A 24,313-nucleotide genomic window follows, 5' to 3' on the forward strand; every position below is an offset into this window, starting at 1 on the left:
GCTCATTTAAACAGATTATTAAATGCTTCCATTGATAATTCGGCGTCGCCGAGGTCCTGGGGCGTTATCTGCACCTCGGTTACGGAAGTGCCGTAACGGATAAGACTCACTAGTCTTTCTTCCAGTGCGTTCAACAGTTTTTCCATCGTGGGCGAATCGAACTGCCCGGCGCTATAGGCAAGGTCCAGGCTCAGCACGCCGTTAAATACGATACCTGTCAGCTCCAGTACCACCTCTCTCTCCGAGGTTTCGCTGACTTCATTTCCTTTAGGTTCCGCAGAGAAGGAAAAGTAGGCGTGCTCCTTTTCTGCCAGCACCGTATCGTTGAATTGTCCGAGGTAATTAAACCGTATTTCAGGTATCCTGTTGAAGTAGTCGGGGGTAGATTCCTGTTCACCCAGGTATTTGAGTATACCATATCCGATACCTTTATCCGGTATTGCGCGCAGGGATTCTTTCACCCCCCGCAGCTGTTGTCCGGGATCGTCCGGCCAGGCAATATCCAGTACTACCGGGTAGATGCTGGTAAACCAGCCCACCGTCCGGCTGATGTCCGCCTGTCCTGCAACCGGCTGCCGGCCATGTCCCTCCATGCTTACCAGCACCTTGCGCATGCCGAAGACATCCCGCAGGGCCAGTCCGAGCGCTGTCAGCAACACATCGTCCATTTCGGAATGCAATAGCCTGTTGACTTCCGTAAGCAGCTGCTGGCTTAGTTCTTTCGTAAGCCTGCATACAAGCGTCTGTGTGTCTTTCACCAGGTTTTGTCCTGCCGGATAGTCCAGCGGCAACGGGTCAGTGATCACGGCTGCTGCCTTCTCCCAATATGCCTGTTCCTGCAACAACACAGGCGACAGGGCATAGCTGTTCAGTTGTTCCATCCAGTGTTTAAACGAATCCGTTTTGGCGGGCAGCTCAAGCACTTCTCCCTGCAAATACTGACGGTACAGCGCGGCGATATCTTCCAGCAATATCTGTAGTGATACGCCATCTGTTACCAGGTGATGTATGACGATCAAAAGCCTGTCTCCGTCCGCCAGCCTGAACAAACCCAGCCTGACCAACGGGCCTTCGTGCAACAACATGCCCGCCTGCAGGCTGTCTGCGGCAGCCTCCATGAGCGTCACTGCGTTCGCCACCTCGCGGTTTTTCCAGTCGTAGACGGTTATACTAAAAGCTTCTTCTGTGTCGCTGTATGTTTGTGTCCATATGCCATCCTGCTGCTCAAAGCGCAGGCGCAACGCATCGTGGTGCCGGCAGATAAAGTGGAATACCGCGCGGATAGCATCTTCCGAAATCGTTTCGCGGCTAAACAACAATACCGATTGGTTGAAATGGCCTTTCACCAATTTTTCATTTTCCAGAAATGCCCGCTGGGCCGGGCTAAGCGGCACATTGCCTGACAGCTGTTGTGTAGTGCCGTCATACAACAATTCAGCCGCCTGCAACGCCTGTTCAGCAGGTGTAGGGTATTGCAGTACATCCGTTACCGATAGTGCATAACCATATTTCCGGAGCCTTGACACAATCTGGATGGACTTGATAGAGTCGCCCCCTATCTCGAAGAAATTATCATTAACGCTAACGCCTGTACGTCCCAGCACCGCTTCCCATACCTGTACCATCAGCGCTTCCATATCATTGCTGGCTGCGGCATAGGCGGTGCTGCGACCGGCGTCCTGCTCACCAGGTTCCGGCAACGCCTGGCGGTCTATCTTGCCATTGCCGGTTAACGGCAGCTGCGGCAGGCTGATGTAATAGCCGGGCAGCATATAGTCCGGCAATAAGCCCGACAGGTAGCTCCGCACTGCGGACGGCGGGCATGGCTTGTCTGTGACCAGGTATGCGGCCAGGTACCTGCTTCCCGTACCGTCTTCACGGGCCATCACTACCGCTTCGCGGATGTCTTCATGGCTGAGCAGGGCACGTTCTATTTCGCCCGTCTCAATGCGGAAGCCGCGTATCTTCACCTGTGTGTCGCGGCGGCCCATAAACACCACCTCTCCGCTTTCATTCCACCGGCCAAGATCTCCGCTGCAGTAAATGCGGCCTCCCGATATAAGCGGATCGGGCAGGAACTTCTCCGACGTCAGCTCCGGTTGCCCAAAATAACCTGCGGACACGCCGGCGCCACCGATACAGATTTCTCCCATAACGCCCGCCGGTAACAACTGATGATCTTTGTCCAGTATATAGATGGTGCTGCCGGGCAATGGCCGCCCGATGCACGCTCCGCCGGCAGGCAGCACGCCGGCGCCGATATTGTAGCTTACCGCCGTGCAGAAGATCGTTCCTTCTGTAGGACCGTAGGTAACCACGATCTCCGCTTTCCGGAAGATGGACGACAACTTCTGCAGCAAAGTATCGGGGATGGTATCGCCGCCGATAAATATTTTTTCTACATGGTCAAACGTTCCCGTCAACCCGTTGTCCAGTATATGATCGGCTACCAGGTTGTACACACCGGGCACCGTATCGATCATCGTTGCCTGTTGCAGCAATGCCGTGAAAGCAGGCAGATCATCTATCACCTGTCTGTCGGCGATCAGGCTGGCGCCTCCGCTCAGCAAGGGCGTCAGCAACTGGAACAGGGAGATATCGAAGCTCGGGGAGGCCACGAACGGAAACACCGTACCGGGGCCGCTTCCAAACTGCTGCACTGCGGCAAAAAAATGCGCCGCATTGCCATGCGTTACCTGCACTCCTTTAGGTGCTCCGGTACTGCCCGAGGTATAGATCATATAAGCAATGTCCGGCAAGCGGGTGGTACGGACCGGATCAGTGACATCACCGGCTTCCGTTTGCGCCGCCTGCAACGGCACCGCCACTGCACCGGTAGCGCCTGGCAACTGAATATCTTTTCCCGTCAGCACCAGTCGTATACCCGCATCCGTTAGCATATGTACAATACGTTCTTCCGGGTAGCCCGCGTCCAGCGGCACATAACCAGCTCCCGCCTTCCAGATACCCAGCAGCCCGGATACCAGTTCAGGGGAACGCTCCGCCATCAGGCCAACCAGCTGTCCGGGTTTTACCTGTTGTTTTTCCCGCAGGTAATGCGCTATCCGGTTGGCCGCTTCATTCAGTTCGCGGTAGCTGACTTTCCGGCTGCCATGCACCAGTGCGACAGCCTCGGGGGTGGCGCGGGCCTGCGCCTCAAAAAGATCAGGCGCCATCACGGCAGCCGGCAACGACGGCAGCTGATGTATACCGCTGAAAGCTTCCAGCTGCTGCTGTGCCGCCGCCCCTATCCAGGACAAGCTGCTTAGTCGTTGACCTGGGTCGCCAACTGCGTGCAACATTAATTCTTCATAACGGTCAAACAGGTCCGATATATCCCGGCCATTAAAAATGTCCGTGTTGTAAATGACTACCAGTTCCAGTCCGCCTGCGGCTTCCACAAAAGTGAAACTAACATCGAAATGGCTGCCGGCCGTACGCATTCCTTCGGGCACAGACACCTGCAGGCCGTCGAATATGGCCTTTCTGTCATAGATATTGGCGGACGCTTGATTTTGCATCCCCACCAGGATGTCGAACAAAGGTTGCCGGCCGGTATCTTTCGGAGGCGTAAGCCGCGCTACCAGCTTATCATAGGGATATGCCTGATGCCGGTATGCGTTTATCAGCACCGTCTTCTCCTTTCTCAACAACGAAAGGAAACTGTCTGAAGCCTCAAAACGGGTACGCAGCGCAAGGCTGTTGATATATAATCCGATCTGGTCTTCGAGTCCCGGATGTTCTCTTCCTGCCACCGGTGTACCCAGGATAATATCTTCCTGGCCCGTGTATTTAAAGAATAGCGCATTCAATCCTGCCAGCAGCCCCATAAACAGTGTGCATTCTTCCTTCACACAAAGGTCTTTCAGCTGGCTGAGCATCGGGGTTGACAACGGGCGGACCAGCGAGGCGCCCCGGAATGTTCTGACGGCAGGCCGTCTCTTTGCGAAAGGCAGTTCCAGAACCGGCAACGGTCCGAAAAACTGCTGCAGCCAATATTGTTCCTGTTGCAGAAAATAAGACTGCTGCTGCTCCGAATGCTGCCATTGTGCATAGTCTTTGTACTGCAGCGGCAAAGAAGGCAGCACGGGGCCATGGCCCTGCTTATAACAGTTGTAGGCCTGGATGATTTCCCGGGTCAATACCGCCAGCGACCATCCATCGCTGATAATATGATGCATAGTATAAAAAAACGCATGCCGGGCCACACCCAGCCTGACGATGCGCGTACGTAACAACGGACCGCTTTCCAGGTCAAAAACAGTTTCCTGTTCCTCGTCAAACATAGCGGCCAATGCCGCCTCGTGGTTAGTCTCGTCAGACAGGTCAAAAGTCTGCAGCGGCAACGGAAATGCACCGCCCGGCAGAATATACTGCCGGATGTCTCCCGATTCGTTTTGCCTGAAAACAGTGCGCAGGCTTTCATGCCGGCCGATGACAAAATCCAGCGCCCGGGAAAACACAGCGATATCCAGTTCCCCTTCAAACAACAGTACGCCGGGAATATTGTATGCCCTGGAACCGGCTTCCGACTGGCTGAGTATCCAGAACCGCTGCTGCGCATGGCTCAGCGGGTAACTTTCCTGTTCCGGCGCAGGTATAATAATATCAGCTCTTCCTGCCTGGTCCAGCTTTTCTGACAATAATGCGATTAATGCGGGCTTTCTTTCACGTACTTCGGCCAGCACATGCTCCGGGACGTCCTGATCTGCTCTTAAACGCAGCTGGCCATCCGACAGACTAACACTGACCCCTATACGCTTCAGGTAAAGGATAAATTTCGCTGTTTCCATTATATAATGATTTCCTTGCTATGATGGTTATTAGTTGTAACGGCGGGTTCCCTTAAAGCATGCAGCAGCTTGATTTCCTGGGCCAGCTGCCGCACAGTGGGCCTTTTAAACAGTTCCCGCATATCTACTTTCACATCGAACTGTTGCTGAACAGCATTTAATATGCGGATTACGCCGAGGCTGTGTCCTCCCAGTTCGAAGAAGCTGTCGTTGACGCCTATTTCGTCCACGCCCAGTACTTCTTCCCAGATATTCACCAGGGTGGCTTCCATGTCATCTGCGGGAGGCTCTCCGGTTTTGTGGGCATGTACCTCCAGCGGCAGCATTTTTTCCAATGCCCGCCGGTCGGTTTTTCCATTGGGCGTAAGCGGCATCTGCCCGATGGCTATAATGTGGGCGGGCACCATGTAGTCGGGCAACAGCCCCGCCAGGCGATCCCGCAGCCGGGTGGCCACATCATCGCCGGCCGCTACGACATAAGCAACCAGCATAGTCCTGCCATCAGCGCCTTCCATAGGCAGCACCTCCGCTGCTTTAACAGATTCCTGCCGTAGCAGTACGCTTTCAATTTCTCCCGGCTCGATCCTGTTTCCCCGTATTTTTACCTGGTAGTCTTTTCTTCCATAAAATTCAATGCTCCCATCCGGCAGGAACCGGCCGACGTCCCCCGTTTTGTACATTCTCTCCGAAGTAGCTCCGCCGAAAGGACTATCCATAAAGGCGCCTGCGGTTTTCTCCGGATCGTTCAGGTATCCCCTGCCAACGCCAATGCCTGCCACATAAATCTCGCCGGCTACTCCCACGGGGCATAACTGCCGGTGGGCGTCGAGCACATAGATGTTCATGTTCCTTACCGGCTTTCCTATCGGAATATTATCCGTCAGCGGCGCCTCCGTCATAAAATGGTGGGTGATATCATCCGACGCCTCCGTAGGCCCGTAGGCGTTGACCATCGGCACATGCGGATAAAACTCAAACCACTTCCTTACCAATGCCGCTTTGAGCGTTTCACCGGTAACAACAAGGTATCTTAATGACAGCGTTGGCCTTTCTTCCTGCTGCGCCAGCAAATCCAGTAAGAGCGAAAGGTAGGACGGTACCACTTCCAGAATGGTAACTCCTTCACGGCGTATTTTTTCCCACCAGGCCAGCGGCTCAAATATCTCCTGATCGCTGTATATGACGGTCCTGCCTCCCGTTATCAGCGCCGCAAAAAACTGCCATACAGATATATCAAAACTCTGGGAAGCATTCTGGGCTACCACGCTGGTAGCCGACATCTCCAGGCTTTCCGTTTTCGCATACAGGTGATTGAGCATTCCCTGATGCTCAATCATCACTCCCTTGGGTTCGCCGGTGGAACCGGAGGTAAATATCACATAGGCCAGATCGGCCGGTATAAGTTGTACCGGCGTTGGTATATTTTCTTCGCCGTCTGCCGTCAAAAGATTTATCAGCGCCGCAGACCCGCCGGCCAGGGCCTGGTATTTTTCATCGCAGACTACCGCAGCAGGGCTGGAAGCATTTATAATTGCCTGTACCCTGGAAGCAGGATAATCAGGATCGATGGGCACATAAGCAGCGCCGCATTTCCAGATAGCGAGAATGGCAGCTACAAATAAGGAGGAACGGTCCGCCAGTATCACAACGAGGTCGCCCTTTTTTACGCCATAGGCGGTTTGCAGCCGGTAAGCCATATTGCCGGCCATTTTTTCCAGCATACGGTACGTGACGGTCCCGCTTTCATCCGTGACAGCGGGAGCATCCGGCTGCCTTTGCATATGCATTGCCAGTATATCCGGCACCGTTATAGTTTCATGTACCGCAGCACTATTGTCGTTGAATGTTTGCAGCAGTAGCCGCTTCTCCCCTTCACTGATGTAATCCACCCTGCTCAACGGAACTCCGGCATCTTTCACTACAGCTGCGAGGAACTGCGCATAGTGGCCGGACAAGCGCACGATTTCTTCCCGTTCAAAAACGTCTGTATTGTAAGAGAGCGACAGCTGAATACCCCCGCTGGTTTCTGCGAAGGAAAAAGTAAGATCAAACTGACTGGTTTCTGCTTTCAACCCATCGATATAGCTGGCCGTTAGTCCTTCCATTCCGTCATCTCCGCTATATATATTGGTGTTGCTCTGATTCTGCAGTACCACCAATACATCAAACAAAGCTGAGCGGCTAACGTCCCTGTTCACCTTGCGTAATTCCAGCAACCGGTCAAACGGACATTCCTGGTTGCCATACGCTTCCAGCAACACTTCTTTTTCTTTCAATAACAGGTCCCGGAAACTCTGCGCCGCATTGAACCGGGTACGCAGCGGCAGTGTATTCAAATAGATTCCTATCTGGTTTTCCAACTCCTGCTGCTCACGGCCTGCTACAGGAATGCCAACGATAATGTCTTCCTGTCCGGTATAGCGGTGGAACAGGCCTTTGATAGACGCCAGCAGCAGCATAAAAGGAGTAACTGCCTCCCGGTTGCAATACCGGTACAGTTCTTCCATATTGCCCTGCAGCAAGGTGACTGACAAGCTATCACCGTGATGGGTTTGTATCGGTGGGCGGGTTTTACCGGGAAAGAGGTCCAGCACCGGCAGATCGCCTTCCAGCTGGCGCATCCAGTAATCCTCCTGTTGCTGTAACTGGTCCAGCCGTGACTGTTGCCAGGCGGCGTAGTCCCGGTATTGTATCCTCAATGGCGGCAGATCGGGAAGCCTGCCATGTAACAGGGCATTATAAATGCTCACCACTTCTTTTGCGAGCACCTGCATGGACCAGCCATCGCTGATGATGTGGTGCATGGTATAAAAAAATGCGTGGTCATTGGGAGCTATTTTTACCAGTATGGTCCTCAGCAGCGGTCCTTGTCCGAGATCAAAAGGTTTCAGCTGCTCTTCCGCATAAATAGTTTTCAGTGCCTGCTCCGGCTGCGGTTCTCCGCTGATATCGCGATAGTTCCAGTTCAGTGTGATCCCTTCCGGCGGTTGTACGTACTGCATTACTTCTCCCGATGATGTTTGCCGGAATACCGTCCGCAGGCTTTCATGCCTGCTTACCACGGTATGCAGTGCCGCTTTCAGCAGCGCTTCTTCCAGCGGTCCGTTTAACCGGAGCCCCAACGCCATGTTATAAGCCAGGGAGCTGTCGGTGAAGCGGCTGAGTACCCAAAAACGGAGCTGGGCATTGCTCAAAACATAGTATTCCGAAGGCGGCAGCGCGGGAATCTCTTCTACGGCCTGCTGTCCTGCGACTGCAATCAGCGCAGCCATTTCCGCCAGGCGGGGATGACTGAAAATATCTTTGATCTGCACATCGGCAGACCACTCTTTTCTGATCCGGCTGATCAGTTGTATCGCTTTCAGGCTATGGCCTCCCAGGTCAAAAAAGTGATCGTTGACGCCGATGTTTTTCCGCTCAAGGACTTCCTCCCATATATGGGACAGGCGTTCCTCTGTTTCATTACGGGGGGCCAGGTAGGCGGCTGTTGCTCCCCGCAGCGCCGTCATATCCGGCGGAGGCAATTCACCCGCGGCCACTTTGCCGTTGGCGTTCAGCGGAAACTGGTCCAGCAGCATAATCGCCTGCGGCTGCATATATTCGGGCAAGAGTGTGGTCAACGCAGCGCTGACCATATCCACGTCCGTTCCCGGCAGCGCAGTAAAATACGCAGCCAGGCCTTTATCATTTCCCGGCAGGTCGATGACTGTTACCACCGCCTGGGTAACACCCGCCACCCGGCTGATGGCCGCCGCCACTTCCGCCGGTTCCACGCGGTGGCCGCGTATCTTCACCTGCTGGTCCTTGCGGCCGAGGAAAGTAATTACGCCGTCCGGCCGGTAACGGCACATGTCGCCGGTGCGGTAGAGGCGTTCTCCCGGAACAAAAGGATGTGGGATGAATTGTGTTTCCGTTAGTTCAGGGGCCTGGAGGTATCCACGCGCCAGCCCGTCGCCGCCGACATACAACTCGCCGGCAAGGCCCAGCGGGAGCAACTGCCGGTTGGCATCCAGGATGTAACAGGTACTGTTGCTGACAGGAAGCCCGATGGGAATATCTTCCACGTCGTCGTCCGTCACCTGCCATGTAGCAGAGAAAGTTGTATTTTCCGTAGGCCCGTAACCGTTAATCACCACCAGTGACGGATATAATGCCCGCAACTTCCCGATATGATGCGGAGACAAGCGATCGCCTCCTACCAGGACCACTGCAAGGGTTGCAAACAGGCTTGCATCGGCGTCCACCAGTTGATTGAACCAGGATGCAGTAAACCACATCATCGTCACTGCCTCCTTTCTTACCAGGTTCCCCAACAGCGTATAGTCAAGCAGCGTTTCCCTGCCGGCCAGCACCAAACGGCCGCCATTCAGCAACATTCCCCAATATTCAAACGTTACGGCATCGAATGACACTGCGCCGGTAGACAGCAGCACATCCTGGCCGGAGAAAGCTACGATCCCTGTATTCTTCACCAATCGTACCACGCTCTGATGCGTCACCATCACCCCTTTCGGACGACCGGTCGAACCGGAGGTATACATCACATAAGCCAGATGAGCCGGGCCGGCCTGGCGGGCCGGGCGCCCTTCCCTGGCAGGTAAACTGTCCAGCTGCAGGTCCAGTGCCATTATATCTCCCTGGTAATATTCAATCAGGTCGAATACGGCAGCAGAGTCAGTTATCAACAGCTGCACAGTGGCGTCCTGCAACAGCGCTCCGGCGCGGGCGGCGGGATAACCGCGGTCTACCGGCACATAGGCGGCTCCTGCTTTCAGAATGCCCAGTATGCCGATCATCATCAGCGCTGACTTATCCATCATTACGCCGACCAGCATATCCGGTTTCACGTGATAGCTGTCCATGAGGTGATGTGCCAGCCTGTTGGCCGCATCGTCCAACTCCCGGTAAGTCATTCGCTGGTCTTCATACACCAGGGCGACGGCATCCGGCGTACTATCCGCCTGCGCTTCAAAAAGGTCTGCGATAGTAAGTGTTGACGGATAGGCAACTGCGGTATGATTAAATGTGTAGAGCTGTTGCTGTTCTTCTTCGTCAGATAGATATTTAAGGAAACAAATATGTTGTCCGGGGCAGGCGGTCACCTCCCGGAGAAGATTGAAAAAATGCGTAAACAAACGGTTGATGGTGGCCTCTTTGAAAAGCGCGGTATTATATGTTATCTGCAGAAAAAGCTTGCCATCCCTTTCCGTAAAGGTAAAGGTGAGGTCCACCTGGCTGGTTTGCAAAGCAAATTCCTGCGTGCCCCCGGTTGTTATCCCTTCCAGGTGGTCCGGCGTATTATCAAGCGTAATATTTTCCTGGTTTTGCATCACCACCATCACGTCGAACAATGGCGACCTCCCGATGTTTACCGGTGGCGCCAGTTTGTCCGTCAGCATATTGAACGGATAGGCCTGATGTTCGTAAGCACCCAGCAGCACCTCTTTGGTTTTCGTCAGCAACGCGCCGAAGGAAGCGCCGCCCAGCGGTTGCATGCGGAGGGGTAACGTATTCAGATATACGCCGATCTGGTCTTCCAGCGCCAGTTGTTCCCGCCCTCCCACCGGTGTCCCGATGATCATGTCTTCCTGGCCTGTATAGCGGAAAAGCAATGCAGACAACGCAGACAGCAGGCCGGTGAAGAGCGTGGTACTTTCCGTGTGGCATAATGTCCGTAAAGCCGCCACCGGTGAGGCCGGCATCTCGCGGATCATACTATGGCCGCTAAAGGACTGTACCAGCGGCCTTGGATAGTCGAGCGGCAGTTCCGTCACCGGAAGTTCACCACTCAGCTGATTCATCCAGTAATGCTCCAGGGCAGTCAGTGTATCGCCTTGCAGGTATTGCTCCTGCCAGTGGGCATAATCTTTATATTGTATGTCCAGGCGCGGCAGCTCCGGCAAAGCGGATATCCGCAGGGCGTTATAAGCGGCCATTACGTCCCTCAGCAATACCAGCATCGACCATCCATCGCTAATGATATGATGCATGGTGTAAAAAAGCACATGTTCATCATCACCGGTCTTTACCACCGTCAACCTGAACAAGGGAGCAGTGCTGAGGTCAAAAACGGCCAGCTGTTCGCGATCGCCGATAGCACGCAGCGCAGCGCCGGCATCGGGGCTGCCGGTGATATCTTCGTAACGCGGTGCACATGCCACCTCCCAGACCGGCAGCACATGCTGCCGGACATCTCCTGCTTCATTCAGCCGGAATACGGTCCGCAGGCTTTCATGCCTGTTCAGTACAAATGAGAGTGCACGTTGCAGCGCCTTTTTATCGAGCTGTCCTTTCAGCGTACATACGTTAGCGATATGGTAAGCCCGGGAGCGTTCCTCAAACTGGCTAAGCATCCAGAAGCGGCGCTGGGCATGGCTGAGCGGATAGCTGCTCTGATGCGGCGCACGAACGATGCCACTTTCGCGGCTGGTGGCGGCTTTCTCCAGGAACGCCGCCTGGGCGGCAATGGTCGTATGTGTAAAAACATCTTTCATTTGGAGAGACAGCCCCATCAGCTGGCGTACGCGCGCAAAGAGCTGCACTGCTTTAAGGCTGTGCCCTCCGGAGCGGAAAAAATCATCGTGGATGCTGATCTCCTGTTTTCCCAATACGCTCCGCCAGATATCGAGCAACTGCTGCTCAAATGTACTGCGTGGTGTTTCAAAGGCTGTTGCTGCCGGAACCGGCTGATCACTAACGGCATCGGTTATATGAATATCTGTCAGCAACTCGAGGCGGCCGGCTTCCAGCCATCGTCCGGTATCGCCGGTCCTGCAGAGCCATCCGTCTTTCCGGAAAGGGTCCGGCGCGGGACTATGTGCCGGGCCGCCGGGAAAATATTTTTCTATCGCGGACAAATGGTCGTAGCCGACACATATCTTCCCTGCGACACCTACAGGCACCAGCAGGTCATGTTCATCCAGTATATAAATGCGTAGGTTGTGGGCGGTGTTTTCGATACTCACCTTCATACTTTTTATTTTCAACAAAAGAGGTTAACCTGTGGCTTATTTGGTTGCGGGCGGTTCTTCAGGGGAAGCCGCCGGCCCGGAGGCCTGCGCCTCCGGATGCCCACAGTAAATCATCATTTCCTCGTCAGTAAACGAGGGTAACTGCCGGGGCATATCTTCCCCCAGCTGTGCATTGTATTCGGAAAAAAATTCCTTCATATATGCAAAGTGTGCCCTGACCCTGTCCATCAGGGATTCCATTTTTTGTTTTGCCATAAATCTGTTGGAATTAAGGGGAAAAGGGAGCCGTGGCTGATAGTGCTTCTATAATACGGGGTGTGCGGTTGCGGGAGACTTGTGTTTGTTATACAGTATTTCTTTTTCACCGAACAGGCGTTCAGCGGCGAGGCCTTTTTCTTTGCATTCGCTGATCAGCTTATTGGAGGCCACGATAGGGTTGGATTCATCGGTGTATTTGATGCTGCTGATAAACTCCAGCCAGGGTTCCTGCCCCATGGCGTATACATATAACTCTGCCGGCTGAAAGATATCGACAATAGCGCTTCCTCTTTCAAAATTAGATCCGGCGAGCCTTCTGGAAGCATCCATATCCCTGGGAAGGTCCCTGGTAAGCAACGGTCCGTACAGCCAGCTTAACGGCGCACCGTCACATTCCATGCCCAGGAACAATACATCGAGTTTGCCTATTTCCTTCTGCACGTGTTCATACAGGCGGGGTTCCACCACACATGAATCTGCCGCAAACATAATTTTAAAATCGTTTATCTGCAGGTAGTGACAGATCTTCGTACTAATGCTGAGGTCAGAGTGTTCTCCGAAGAAGGGAATACCGGTGATGGTACAATCGCCCATTTCCAGGGTACCCATCTCCTCCAGCTCCAGCACATTTTTAAAACCGGTTTGTTGCAACACCATTTTCAGGTTAGGGTCCTGCAATTGTCCATAGCCGCCGCGGGGGACTACTATATTCCTGATCCGGTGACGCAACGGCAGCAACGTTTCAAACAATATATGGTCCTGATGGTTATGGGTGATCAGGACATAATCAATTACAGGCGGCAAATGCATATCGGAAAAACGGGCGAGCTCCGTATTGTATCCGTAATAGCTGATAAGCGGGTCTACCAGTATGCTCACCTCTTTTGTTTCTATGAGAATGCAGGCATGCCCGAAATAGCGCATCCTGATCTTGTCGCCTTCATAACGCTGGTACGGAGGAGGCGCATCTTTTGTGAAGAAGGTTTCCAGCAGCGCTTCGTCCTCTCTGGAAACATTCAGCAGTTCTTTCAGGTAACTGATCGTGTTAGGCGTATGTTTCATACGGGCTATTTCGTCGATCACGCGGTCATTGAAAGCTACCGGCAGGTGAAGCACGTTCGGCTCATCCAGCCGGGGAGTGCTGAGCACAAAAGGTCTTTCATCGTTCTCTGTGACCCATAGCGCGATACTCTGGAACTGTTCCTGGTAGTATTTGCTTTTATAGAGCAGGGACTCCACGATGCGGAATGAGGGCTGGTTGTTCAGGTCATAGTTAAGTTCCACATATCCTTTGAGAATATCCGGCACTTTAGCGTACAGCGGTTCCAGGGAATATCCTTTGGCATGTTCCTTCAGCAGCTGGTCGAGCTCTTTTAAGGCGTCGGACAGCGCTACCAGGTCCTGCTGGGATGACAATGTTTCTTCCCGCAGCGCGCGTACTTCTTCCACCCTGTTTCGTCCGAAGTCCATAAACGGCCCGCCTTTCATTTTAGGGTTACGTACGGCTTCCATGTGTATCTGTGGCGCCTGTATATACGAATTGATGATCTTCATATGGCGGCCGGTAACATTTTGCGCGGCAGTCGCCGGTGGAATGAGGTATGACCACGCATACCATCTTTTAAATAATGGTTCGATCACCAGATTTGGCTTGAGATAATACAAATCTTCCATCATGGCATATGCAATTGAATGAGTAAATTTTTATGTTGGGAAACCCGGATGTGCAAGGAAAATAGGGTAACCGGGAAAGACAGAGCTAACGCTACAGTAAAAACGTCTTAGCGTTACTGCAAGTTGAAAATCAATGATTAAAAAAGGGTGTCAGGTTTACAAAGTTGCTTTGGAATTGTTGTTCAATTTATGCAATAAAATTAGAAAAAAGAAGCTTTCCAAAATAATTTACTACGATATAATTACGAATCAGGTTGTGACCAGAATACCTTCCGCCATATGGAGCCGTGCGCCATCAATCACCAGATTTACTATTTTCCCGAAGAGCTGTTCATCGTCGGTCACATAGTAATGATCTTTGAGCAACGCCAATGCAGGAGCAGGCTGCTGCTGTATAAACGTTACAATGCGTTGTGCCGCTTCCCTGATGGTGAGGGGCTGGTCAAACTGTTCGAATACCAGCCTGATAATGCCCGGGTTGATATCCTGCAAGGTATCGTCGAGGGAAAGATAACAAATACAAAAACGCGCACCGTAATGCTGGAAGAATGATGCAAACGCTGGTACGGTGAGCACGCGCGACAGGTCCATTGTCTCCTCCCAGCTGCGTGTCCTCACACTGGGGGCATGAACAAGCCGCAGTGACAAAAACCGCTCGGTGCTCAACGGCATCTGCGCCTCCAGTTGTTCTACGCCCGCCTCGTCATCCGCCACCGGACGGCATCTGAATCCCAGTGAGCGCCTGACGGAAAGGATAAACTGTTCTCTTTCAAATTCCACCCTGACGGCCGTTACATCGGTATGCTCCTCCGCCGCTGCCAGCCAGGCTTCTATGTATTTTTCAAATGCCGCGATATCCGGCATACCGTATTCGCTGTAATACGCCTGGAGGACATTCGGCCGCAGCGATTTCAACAACGAACATGTCCGGCGGTAAGCCGATTGCAGGTATGCATCCAGTATGTCGTATCCATCCTGCCGGAAAACGGACCGTAGCGGCAACCCCTCCGGCAGGCCACCATCGCCGTTTTCTGTTTCCATTAGCTGCATGTACTTCAGCAGAAAGAACCCTTCCCCATACTGCGCCTCACTGCCGGGATAGCCGGCGCTTACGGGATCTGCCTGATAATCCGCTTCATATTCCAGCGCTTTGGCAGCCAGCGCCTCCAGTATGCCGGACGAAAAATAACGGCTGACTTCCGACAGTACCAGCGCGATACCGGCAGCACCGTTTTTAAAGCCTGTGTTGGCACCCTCGCAATTAGTGGCATTGCCCCAGTGAATTCCCTTCCTCCCCTGCTTTGCACGGAAGGCAAGCTGCAACACAATCTTTTCCAGCCCTTCCAGTATTTCCGGGTCCTGCGTTTCCTTGTACACATGCAGCAGCACCAGCAGGATACCAGCCAGCCCCGTGGCAACACCGCTGGTAGCGATGATGCTATACCGGAAGGATTCTCCCTGCAGGTAGTCCATCGCTATCTGCCTCGCCTCCTGCAACCATTGGTTTTCCCCGCTGGTCCTGTAAAGCCCGAGATAAAACCAGGCGATGCCCATCCGCCCGCCATAAAGCGTATAATTATAGCCAGGGGATTCCTGGTAAGTTTTTAATTGTGCGGCCAATGTTATCAGATCGTTCCATACCGCCTGCTCACCGGTGCGACGGAACAGCTCCAGCATAAAAGCACACCTTGCAGGCACCACTTTTTTAATATCAGCACCCGTCAGTGGAGCTTCCATCCGGTCGATAGACTGACAGATCCGGTATGCTGCCGGCGACACTCCCGCCGCTGTATTCAGTATTTCCATGCGTTTAACTTTTTTAGATTTCAGAAGATGCAACCAGTTCCTGGATGCGATAATAATATTCGGGATAACGGTGCTTCAATTCCCGCGACAGCATATTACACACATGCCTGATCTGCTTGAAAACGCCCAGGCAGTGTACAAAATTCTTATTCGGCAATGCCTCATGGAAATAACCGATATAGTTGGGAAAGTCTATCACATCGGGGAAGAGGTAGGTCACCTCCCGCTGTTGCGCCTGCGCCATCCAGTAAAAAAACACCTGTTCATATACCACATTGATGTAAGTACTGTTCATATGTATCATATGATGGTCCAGGTGTTCTTCGTTCTGCTTCAGGAAGTGGAACACTTCGGCTGTGTACTCCTGGAAAAAAGCAATGTCTGATCCACCCAGAATGCCTGCGTTACTGCATTCTATGATTTTCTTACCGTACAGCTCCCTGATACCCGGACGTATATACGGGAATTTATCACAGATATCATTAAATGTAGCGGCGTAGGAAGATGCAGCACCTTCCAGGTTCTGCGCCGCCAGCGGGGCTGACATTACCCTGTCCTCGAAAGGTTGCCAGATAAACACATCATTATCTACGTGCAGGAACGGCCGGTCCTGTATACTATAGGTATACACCTTCCCCAATGCCCATAGCCCGGGGTTATAATTATCCAGCTTGTCCATGACAACACGCACGTTCGTGTAGGGAAGTCCGATCTTGTCTATCAGCATCAGCTTACCAAGATCATCTGTTACCAGTTCTACTTCGTCATAAAAACTACGTAGCTGCAAACAGGACAGCGCCCAGCTGAAATAGTTGTATTTCCTCGAAGGCCAGCCGCCATTGAGCCTTGTGTCCTTGAGTAAATCAGGAGACCTGAGAAAAGGTTTGGTCCAGAAACTTTGTACAATTTTCATAAGTTGTTGTATTCTTTTTTCATTTTTATTACCTTAATTAAATCTTATTCGAAATAACTGTTTTTAACTCTTCAACCTTTTCCAACATGACCCTCCAGCAATCACTTAAAAAGAAACGGTACCTCCTGCACAAAATCTACGAGCACTACCGGTTTGTAAAACCCTACATGGCCAGGAACAAAAAAGGCGGACACACCAACACTGTCACCAACATCAGTATCTTTTCAGAACCCAGGGGCGGTTCTACCTGGATGGCCTCCCTGCTTACAAGGCTGCCACAGAGCGTGCTGGTCTTCGAACCCATGTTTCTCATCCCTGCTTACCGCGAGATTGAACCCGTGCAGTTTGTATTCAATCAATACATACCGGAAGAAACAGCGTGGCCGGAAGCCACAGAGTACTTCAGAAAGCTCTATCACCAGGAGATTGACTCGTTCTCGTCACTCAGACTTTATTACAGCAACAAAAGCCTGCGCGATATCCGTAACAGCCGGTATTTCATCTACAAGGATGTCAACAGCAACATGCTGTTGCCCTGGCTTACCAGGCAATTCGATATCAACCCCATCTACCTCCTGCGTCACCCCTGCGCGGTTATCAGTTCTCAACTAAAATACCGGCACTGGGATTATATACAACAGGACCTGAGAGCCTACTTCCCTGATCCTAAAGACCGGCACCAGGAGCTGTTCGAACAATACAAAGATGTTATTGATAAAATATCAAAGCCGGAGGAGCGGCTTGCTGCAGAATGGGCCTTACACAATGTTGTTCCGTTAAAACACCCGGAAAACAACCGCCGGTGGATAACGGTATCCTACGAGAAATTATATAACGAACCTGAAACTGAACTGGAGAATATATTCAGCAGACTGGGGGTTGACATGCCTGCTGAAATATATTCCGCTATCCGGAAGCCCAGTTTCACCACGATCAACAGTTCCAAATCACTTATCGAGCAGGGAGGCCAGCTGGCTGCCTGGAAGCAGTCGCTAACCACGGCGCAGGTCCGCAACATCCTGCAAATCGTTCGTGAATTCGGTATAGACGTTTATGATGAATCACCGGAACCCGATTATAGCCGGATTTATGTTTAAATCCGCGAGCGCGTTATTTACACTGCACGCTCAGTAATTTTTCAAACTGTTGCCATAACGGATCGTTGGATTTCTTTGGCGACACTTCAAAATAGATACCGGTATGATTATCTTTCCTACATCTGAACAAATGGACCACACAGTTCAGCGTGATGGGCTCCAGGGCCATGTAGTCCAGCATATCGACAGTTCCTGAATAGGTGGCTGCATATCCGGACGCAGTTGTCACTTTCCGGATAGCTACTTTTGTTGGCACCACTTTATCGGCAGGAATATTCCGCTTGGTAATATTACGTCCCACCAAACCGCCATAATACGCCTCCAGGTCACGCTGCAATGTGGCCTCGCTGATCTCCGGCATCCCTTCCAGCCACCATACAAATGCATAGGACCAGTGTTGTTCGCCGGGGGCGCCCCATCCCGGAGTAAACCGCAACTCCTCTTTTCCTTTATAAGGGATCGTTGGCGCAAAGTCGATGGGAATCGGAAATGTCTCTGTGGTCCATCCGGACGGAATGTCGAACTTATAGGGCGCTGCCGGTTGTTGTTGCGCGCATGCGGTGAATAACGACAAAAAGGTTAAACACAACAAATATAACGGGAATTTCATCTGATATTTTTTTAGCCGGTGAATAATAACAAATATAGTTTTTTATCTGGCTGTTTCCGCCAGCTGTATTTGTTGCTTTGCCATAAAATAATCGGCGGCCGCATGTCCGGCCTGAGCTATCAGCGCCTGTTTTTCATTTTCCGTCAGGTAATCTGCTTTCCCTACGGCATGATCAGGCGACTGTAACAGGACTTCCAATAACTTTTCCAGGTGATCGCCCATCCTGTAAATACTGGCCGGCAGGTAAATATCGCTGTTGTATTCTATGGTGAGCATGAGCCCTGCCGCTGTTTCCACAAAATCAAACGACAGGTCAAACTTACTGGTATTCCGGGTTAACGGCAGGTCGTATAAGGTTACATTCAGTTGGTCCGTCACTCCCGTTTTCTTCTCCGTCAGCGGTGTTGCGTCCTGTAAAACCACCAATACGTCAAACAGAGGATGACGGCTGGCATCGCGGGATGCTCCAAGTGTTTTTACCAATTCATCAAAGGGGTAATCCTGGTATTTGTATGCACCCGACAAGGTCTGCTTCATCGCGGCCAACAGCTGCCGGAAGCCTTTCTCCGCATCCAGCGGCAAACGCAAAGCTATTGTGTTTACATAAAAGCCTATCTGATCTTCGAGGTCTGCATGCGTTCTTCCAGCCACCAGCGTACCCAGCACCATTTCCCGCTGACCGGTATACCGGGAAAGAAGCACCTGTACTGTGGCGAGCAGGCCAGCAAAAAGCGTGGTGCCATTTTCCTGTGTCAGCGTCTTCAGCGGCTGTATCAACCGGTGACTGATTTCTTTCCGGACCGTTCCGCCATGATAGTTTTTTGTCTCCGGCCGCGGGCGGTCGCCCCGCAAGCGCAGTACAGGAGCCCCTTGTTCAAATTGTGAAAGCCAGTATGCTCTGTGCTCGTCAAAACCGCCATGCAGCAATTGCTGCTGTTGCCACGACGCGTAGTCTTTGTATTGTATCTTCAATGGTGTAGTTGCCGGTCCGCCGTTGCTTTCAGCAAAATAAAACTGCATCAGCTCCTGCATCAGTATATTCATAGACCATGCATCGCTGACAATATGGTGTATGACCGCCAGCAATGTCCATTGGTCGTCGGCTGTCCTGTACAGCCCCGCGCGAAGCAATGGAGGTGTTGTCAGCGTAAACGGGACCATCAGCGCTTCGTTTAGCCGTTTCCGGATTTCCTCATCTTTGTCATGCCTGTCGCGCAGATCATCCTGCAACAGGGAGAAGCCGCTATGCTCCGCAGGAAGCACTACCTGCACCGGCTCTCCGTCTTCCTGCACCCGGAACACGGTCCTCAGTATTTCATGTCTTTCGATCAGCCGCTGAAAGGCTTTTTCGAGTGCCTGCACTTCCAGCGTTCCTTCAAAACGATATCCTACAGCAATATGATAGGCTGTATCATCTGCTTCCAGTTGTGACAATATCCACAGCCTCCGCTGTGAAGAAGATAGCGGATAGGAAGTTGCCATCGGGGCAGGCTGAATAGTGATATCTTCCTGCCGCATAACCTGCCGGATATAGGCTACCAGGGCCTCTTTATTGTCTTTAATCAACTGCCTGAGCTGTTCGTCGATAACGCCCCGGGCTGCTTCTACCTGGAGCCGTTCTCCGTTCAGCGAGATGCGTACGTTCCGCGCTCTCAGGGTGTCCAGTATATTCTTTATCGCTGTGGTTGCCATTGTCTTTTTTTTATAGGGATGTTTAAAAGATTATTTTCTCATTTTCTTCCTGGTCCTGCATCACCGGTTCTTTATCTGCATCTTTTAACCAGAGCGTCGTACCGGCCCAGTCAGCCATTGCCGCTACCGTAGGATAGCTGAACACGTCAATAATTCCCATGCCCAGCGACCAGCGTTTATTTATTTGTGTGACCAGCCTTATCGCTTTGAGGCTTTGTCCGCCCTGTTCAAAGAAATCGTCATGGATACCGATCCTTTCCTTTCCCAGTACGGTTTGCCATATGTCGGCAAACGCCTGTTCCAGCTCATTCCGGGGAGCCACATAAACGGTAGCCGGCTTCAGGCCCTGCGCCCATGGCTCCGGCAATTGTTTCCTGTCTGTTTTACCGTTAGGCGTGAGGGGGAAGGAGGTCAGTTTCACATAATGGCCCGGCAGCATGTAAGCAGGTAAGGTGCGCGACAAATGTGCCTGCAGAGAAGGTGGTGATATCGGTGCTGCCGTTACCAGGTAAGCCACCAATACATGATCGCCCGCAGGATCTTTCCTGACCATCACCAGCGCCCTTTCCACGCCGGGGTACTGTTGCAGGGCGGCTTCAATTTCCCCGGGCTCGATGCGGTGGCCACGTACTTTCACCTGGTCGTCCAGGCGGCCCAGGCATTCCAGGCGGCCGTCCGGCAGCCAGCGCGCCAGGTCGCCTGTACGGTACAAACGTCCGCCCGCCACAAACGGGTCTTCCACGAACCGTTCGGCCGTCAGCGCCTCCCGGTGCAGATAACCGGGGGTCACCCCTTCGCCGCCGATGTACAGCTCTCCGGCTACGCCAACGGGCAACAGCTGCATATGACTGTTGAGCACGTACACCCGCGTATTCAGCACCGGCCGGCCGATGCTCACCTGCCCGTCCAGCGCCGCAGGCGGGCACACACACGACCAGATCGTCGTTTCCGTAGGGCCGTACATGTTATATACAGACATATTGTAATGGCTGCGCAACTGCGCCAGCAAAGGCGCCGGCAAAGGCTCCCCGCCCAGCAGCAGCGCACGCAGCGAGCCCAGTACTTTCGCTGAACTGCCCTCTTCTTCGAGCAGGCGCAGCAGCGACGGCGTGGACTGCATCATCGTGATCGGCCGGTGCGCCGCAAGGCCGGTGGCCTTAAACTCCTGCCGCAGCAGGTCCAGCTCCTCCAACCCTTGCAGCACTTTATCTTCCGCAATGCCAAAGTCTACCAGGCAGGCCACCTCGTTAACGCCGATGTGGCGCAGACGGCTGACCAGCTGGCGACAGCCGGCACGCGTGCCGATAAGCGCGCTGCCTCCCGCGTAACGCCGGTAGCTGTTGCGCAGGATCTTCTCTTTCAGTTCTTCGTTGATATCTTCTTCTTTCAGCCCGGATTCTTCCAGCATGATGCGGCTGAGGCCTATGGAGCTTTTCAGGTAGCTGATAAAGGGCGCCTCTGCTGCTGCCAGCACCGCTTCCTCGTCCGTTCCCAGGTAAGCATGCAACATCACCGTAACGGTGCCCGGGCCCTCATGGCCATGCTGACGGCGGCTTTCACGGTATATCCTGATTTTGCCGGCCAGCTCCTCCAGGTCCTGCCCCAGCAGGTGTGTGAGCACATGAGCGCCGATAGCGCCCGCGCTTCTGAACGACTCTTCGCTGCCCGCAGCCGTTACCCACACAGGCAGCGTTGCCTGCACCGGGCGGGGATATACCTGCAGCGATACTTCCTGCCCGAAGCCATTGGTACGGGTGATGCTGCCTCCTTCCCAGAGGCGGCGCACTTCAGCTATCTGCTCGTACATCCGCTGGTGGCGCGACGCATAAGGAGTGGATGACAAAACAAAATCGTTCGCGTTCCAGCCGGGGGCAAACGACAGCCCTACCCGGCCGCCGGACAGGTTGTCTACCACCGCCCATTCCTCCGCGATGCGCACCGTATCATGCAGCGGCGCTACCACGCTGCCGCTGCGGATCTCCAGCCGGCGGGTGCTCACCGCCAACGCCGCCCCGATAACAGACGGATTGGGATACAAGCCGCCAAACTCATGAAAATGACGCTCCGGCGTCCATACCGCCCGGAACCCATGCTCGTCCGCATAGCGCACGGAAGACTGCAGAAGATCGTATTTATTGGCACTGCCATGATCGTAGCTGGAGAAGAAAAACAGGCTGAAGTCCACTGTGGCCGGTGCTTCCTCCGTATAACGGTCAAGGTTGCCCGGGATACGGTCCGACGGATGTATCACCACCTGTACCCCGCGGCAGAGGGTCCACAACAGCTCCAGCACGGAGATATCGAAGGAAGTGCTGGTCATCGCCAGCAGGCAGTCATCCGCCTGCAAAGGCACTTCCCGGTCCATGGCCGAAAAGAAGTTGACCACATTGCGGTGGTTTACCATCACCCCTTTCGGACGGCCGGTAGAACCGGAGGTATAGATCACGTAACACAGGTCTTCCGGCAACACGGCGTACGGCGTGTAACCGGAACCGTTATCCTCCTTCACTGCTGTCTCCAATTGCAGTATGGCGCCGTCATAGCCTGCCGGCAGCGCTGTTCCCTCACCGGCCACCAGCACGCGGGCGCCGCAGTCGTCCAGCACGTAGCTGATACGCTCCGCAGGATAAGCCGGGTCCAATGGCACATAGGCCGCCCCGGCTTTGAGGATGCCTAACATCCCCGCCATCAGGTGAACGGAACGTTCCGTCATCAGCGCGACCAACGCTCCCGGTTGTAGGTGCAGCTGTTCCGTCAGCAGCCGCGCCACCCGGTCGGACTGTTCATCCAGCTCCCGGTAAGTCACCGCGCCCGCTTCAAAAACAACGGCCGTCTCTTCCGGCCGCAGCGATGCCTGCCGGCGGAACAGCGCCACAATGGTCGTATCACGCTCATAATCCCCTTCCGTGTTATTGAAATCCGACAACAGCTGCTGCCGCTCCTTCTCCGTGAGCAGGTCCAATTCCCGTATAACCGTGGAAGGTGAAGCCGCAATACCGGTGATCAGTTGCCGCAGGTGCCCCATCATCAGGTCTATAGTGGAAGAGCGATAAAGGTCTGTATTGTACTCGATCGTCATTTGCAGCGTACCGGCTGTCTCGATGAAGTCGAACGTCAGGTCGAATTTGCAGAAGATGTTTTGTCCGTCAGGATACCGGCTGACAGCAAGTGATCCCATCCGCCGGTCGCCGGCCAGGTTGATATCGTTGTTCTGAAGGCTCACCATCACATCGAACAGCGGATTGCGGCTCATATCACGCCGGAGCTGCAATTCATCCACCAACTCATCAAACGGATATGACTGATAACGATAGGCGTCCAGTGTCACCTGTCTGACCTTACCGAGCAGCTGCAGATAGGTATCTTCCGCCTGGCAACGTACCCGCAGCGCCAGGGTATTGATATACACGCCGATCTGGTCTTCCAGTTCAGGATGGTCCCTGCCGGCAATGGGAGTGCCGGTGATAATATTTTCCTGGCCTGAGTACCAGTACAACAATATATTGACAGCCGCCTGCAGGCCCATAAACAACGTAGCTCCCTGTTCCTGCACCATAGCCCTGAACCTGGCAAATACTTCCGGATCGAGTCGTTGCTGTATCGCAGCGCCATGATAGGTTTTAATGGCCGGCCGTGCGTTGTCAGCCGGCAACTGCAATACCGGTATTTCTCCGGCAAACTGTTCCAGCCAGTACTTCCGGCAGGGCTCCATGCCGGCATCTGCCAGCTGGGCCTGTTGCCACGCTGCATAATCTTTGTAATGTATCCTCAGCGGAAGCAGGGACAGGCCGTCGTTTGTTTCAGCAGTGTTGTAAAGCTGCATCAGCTCACGGATCAATACTCCCATGGACCAGCCGTCACCGGTAATATGATGCATCACATATACGAACAGCCAGCTCTTTTCAGACAAACGATACAGACCTGCACGTAACAAGGGCCCCAACGAAAGGTCGAAAGGGATGATGTGCGCCTGCCGTATCCGCTCGTCTACCTGCGTCCGCTGGTCTTCCGCACCGCGAAGGTCTTCCGTGGCTATACGAAACTTCTGAGGGGATGGTTCAATATATTGCCGTATATCGCCCTGGTCATCGACGCGGAAAGTGGTCCGTAGTATTTCATGCCGTGCAATCAGCAGGTCGAACGCGTGTTCCAGCCTTGCTACATCGGGTTCGCCCTCCAGCAGATAGGCGGCCGGCATATTGTAAGCCAGATTGCCTTCCTGGTACTGACTGAGCACCCACATACGCCGCTGCACGGAGGAAAGCGCATACCCCCGGGATTCCGGCGCCACCGGGATCGTAGCTGCGGCAGGCGCTTCCTGCAAACCGTTCTTCAGGTATTGCACCAGCGCTGTCTTATGCTCCCTGATGGCATCAGCGATCGCTGTTGGTATCGGCGCCCCGCTGCTGATCCGCAGGTTATCATCTTTTAAAACGATCTGAATATGTTGTTCTCTCAGCTTTTTAAGTAGTTCGTGCATCCGTTACAGTGTTTAACCG

10 protein-coding genes are annotated in these 24,313 nt (G+C 53.3%); 1 reads left to right on the forward strand and 9 read right to left on the reverse strand.

The window, feature by feature from the left end:
- Nucleotides 1–2: 2 nt before the first annotated feature.
- The 6 genes from HF324_RS18365 to HF324_RS18390 all read right to left on the reverse strand — a co-directional run bounded on the left by HF324_RS18365 (nt 3) and on the right by HF324_RS18390 (nt 16,415).
- On the reverse strand, nt 3–4,793 hold the full coding sequence (locus tag HF324_RS18365; protein WP_168860470.1) for a non-ribosomal peptide synthetase: 4,791 nt from the start codon (nt 4,791–4,793) through the stop codon (nt 3–5).
- Nucleotides 4,793–11,764: a non-ribosomal peptide synthetase gene (locus tag HF324_RS18370; RefSeq protein ID WP_168860471.1), complete on the reverse strand. Its 6,972-nt coding sequence runs from the start codon at nt 11,762–11,764 to the stop codon at nt 4,793–4,795. Before HF324_RS18370 ends, HF324_RS18365 begins: the two co-directional genes overlap by 1 nt.
- 36 nt (nt 11,765–11,800) lie before the next feature.
- The gene (locus tag HF324_RS18375) at nt 11,801–12,019 is read right to left on the reverse strand and encodes a hypothetical protein (RefSeq protein ID WP_168803870.1); all 219 of its coding nucleotides are present in this window, start codon (nt 12,017–12,019) and stop codon (nt 11,801–11,803) included.
- A 48-nt stretch (nt 12,020–12,067) separates the two neighbouring features.
- The gene (locus HF324_RS18380) at nt 12,068–13,699 is read right to left on the reverse strand and encodes an MBL fold metallo-hydrolase (RefSeq protein WP_220101198.1); all 1,632 of its coding nucleotides are present in this window, start codon (nt 13,697–13,699) and stop codon (nt 12,068–12,070) included.
- A 246-nt stretch (nt 13,700–13,945) separates the two neighbouring features.
- Nucleotides 13,946–15,502 (reverse strand): lanthionine synthetase LanC family protein, encoded by a 1,557-nt coding sequence (locus tag HF324_RS18385; protein ID WP_168860472.1) that lies wholly within the window; start codon nt 15,500–15,502, stop codon nt 13,946–13,948.
- Between the two features lie 13 nt (nt 15,503–15,515).
- Nucleotides 15,516–16,415 (reverse strand): DUF6734 family protein, encoded by a 900-nt coding sequence (locus HF324_RS18390; RefSeq protein WP_168860473.1) that lies wholly within the window; start codon nt 16,413–16,415, stop codon nt 15,516–15,518.
- 86 nt (nt 16,416–16,501) lie between these two features.
- Between HF324_RS18390 and HF324_RS18395 the strand changes: the two genes are divergently transcribed.
- Nucleotides 16,502–17,512: a sulfotransferase gene (locus tag HF324_RS18395; protein ID WP_168860474.1), complete on the forward strand. Its 1,011-nt coding sequence runs from the start codon at nt 16,502–16,504 to the stop codon at nt 17,510–17,512.
- 13 nt (nt 17,513–17,525) lie between these two features.
- Here HF324_RS18395 and HF324_RS18400 read toward each other — a convergent pair whose 3' ends face one another.
- From HF324_RS18400 to HF324_RS18410, 3 genes are read right to left on the reverse strand one after another with little or no spacing between them, the layout of a single operon-like run.
- Nucleotides 17,526–18,122, reverse strand: coding sequence for a hypothetical protein (locus HF324_RS18400; RefSeq protein WP_168860475.1), 597 nt, complete (start codon nt 18,120–18,122; stop codon nt 17,526–17,528).
- A 42-nt stretch (nt 18,123–18,164) separates the two neighbouring features.
- Nucleotides 18,165–19,814 carry a condensation domain-containing protein gene (locus tag HF324_RS18405; protein ID WP_168860476.1) on the reverse strand — a complete coding sequence of 550 codons (1,650 nt, stop codon included), beginning with the start codon at nt 19,812–19,814 and terminating at the stop codon, nt 18,165–18,167.
- Nucleotides 19,815–19,836: 22 nt separating this feature from the next.
- On the reverse strand, nt 19,837–24,294 hold the full coding sequence (locus tag HF324_RS18410; protein ID WP_168860477.1) for a MupA/Atu3671 family FMN-dependent luciferase-like monooxygenase: 4,458 nt from the start codon (nt 24,292–24,294) through the stop codon (nt 19,837–19,839).
- Nucleotides 24,295–24,313: the final 19 nt, after the last annotated feature.

Source organism: Chitinophaga oryzae (assembly GCF_012516375.2).
Classification (GTDB): Bacteria; Bacteroidota; Bacteroidia; order Chitinophagales; family Chitinophagaceae; genus Chitinophaga; species Chitinophaga oryzae.

Excerpts from the sequence above, each read along its gene's own strand:
- HF324_RS18365 (WP_168860470.1), bottom strand. The coding sequence starts at position 4,793 with ATGGAAACAGCGAAATTTATCCTTTACCTGAAGCGTATAGGGGTCAGT.
- HF324_RS18395 (WP_168860474.1), top strand. The coding sequence starts at position 16,502 with ATGACCCTCCAGCAATCACTTAAAAAGAAACGGTACCTCCTGCACAAA.
- HF324_RS18410 (WP_168860477.1), bottom strand. The coding sequence starts at position 24,294 with ATGCACGAACTACTTAAAAAGCTGAGAGAACAACATATTCAGATCGTT.
- HF324_RS18375 (WP_168803870.1), bottom strand. The coding sequence starts at position 12,019 with ATGGCAAAACAAAAAATGGAATCCCTGATGGACAGGGTCAGGGCACAC.
- HF324_RS18385 (WP_168860472.1), bottom strand. The coding sequence starts at position 15,502 with ATGGAAATACTGAATACAGCGGCGGGAGTGTCGCCGGCAGCATACCGG.
- HF324_RS18380 (WP_220101198.1), bottom strand. The coding sequence starts at position 13,699 with ATGATGGAAGATTTGTATTATCTCAAGCCAAATCTGGTGATCGAACCA.
- HF324_RS18370 (WP_168860471.1), bottom strand. The coding sequence starts at position 11,764 with ATGAAGGTGAGTATCGAAAACACCGCCCACAACCTACGCATTTATATA.
- HF324_RS18400 (WP_168860475.1), bottom strand. The coding sequence starts at position 18,122 with ATGAAATTCCCGTTATATTTGTTGTGTTTAACCTTTTTGTCGTTATTC.
- HF324_RS18405 (WP_168860476.1), bottom strand. The coding sequence starts at position 19,814 with ATGGCAACCACAGCGATAAAGAATATACTGGACACCCTGAGAGCGCGG.
- HF324_RS18390 (WP_168860473.1), bottom strand. The coding sequence starts at position 16,415 with ATGAAAATTGTACAAAGTTTCTGGACCAAACCTTTTCTCAGGTCTCCT.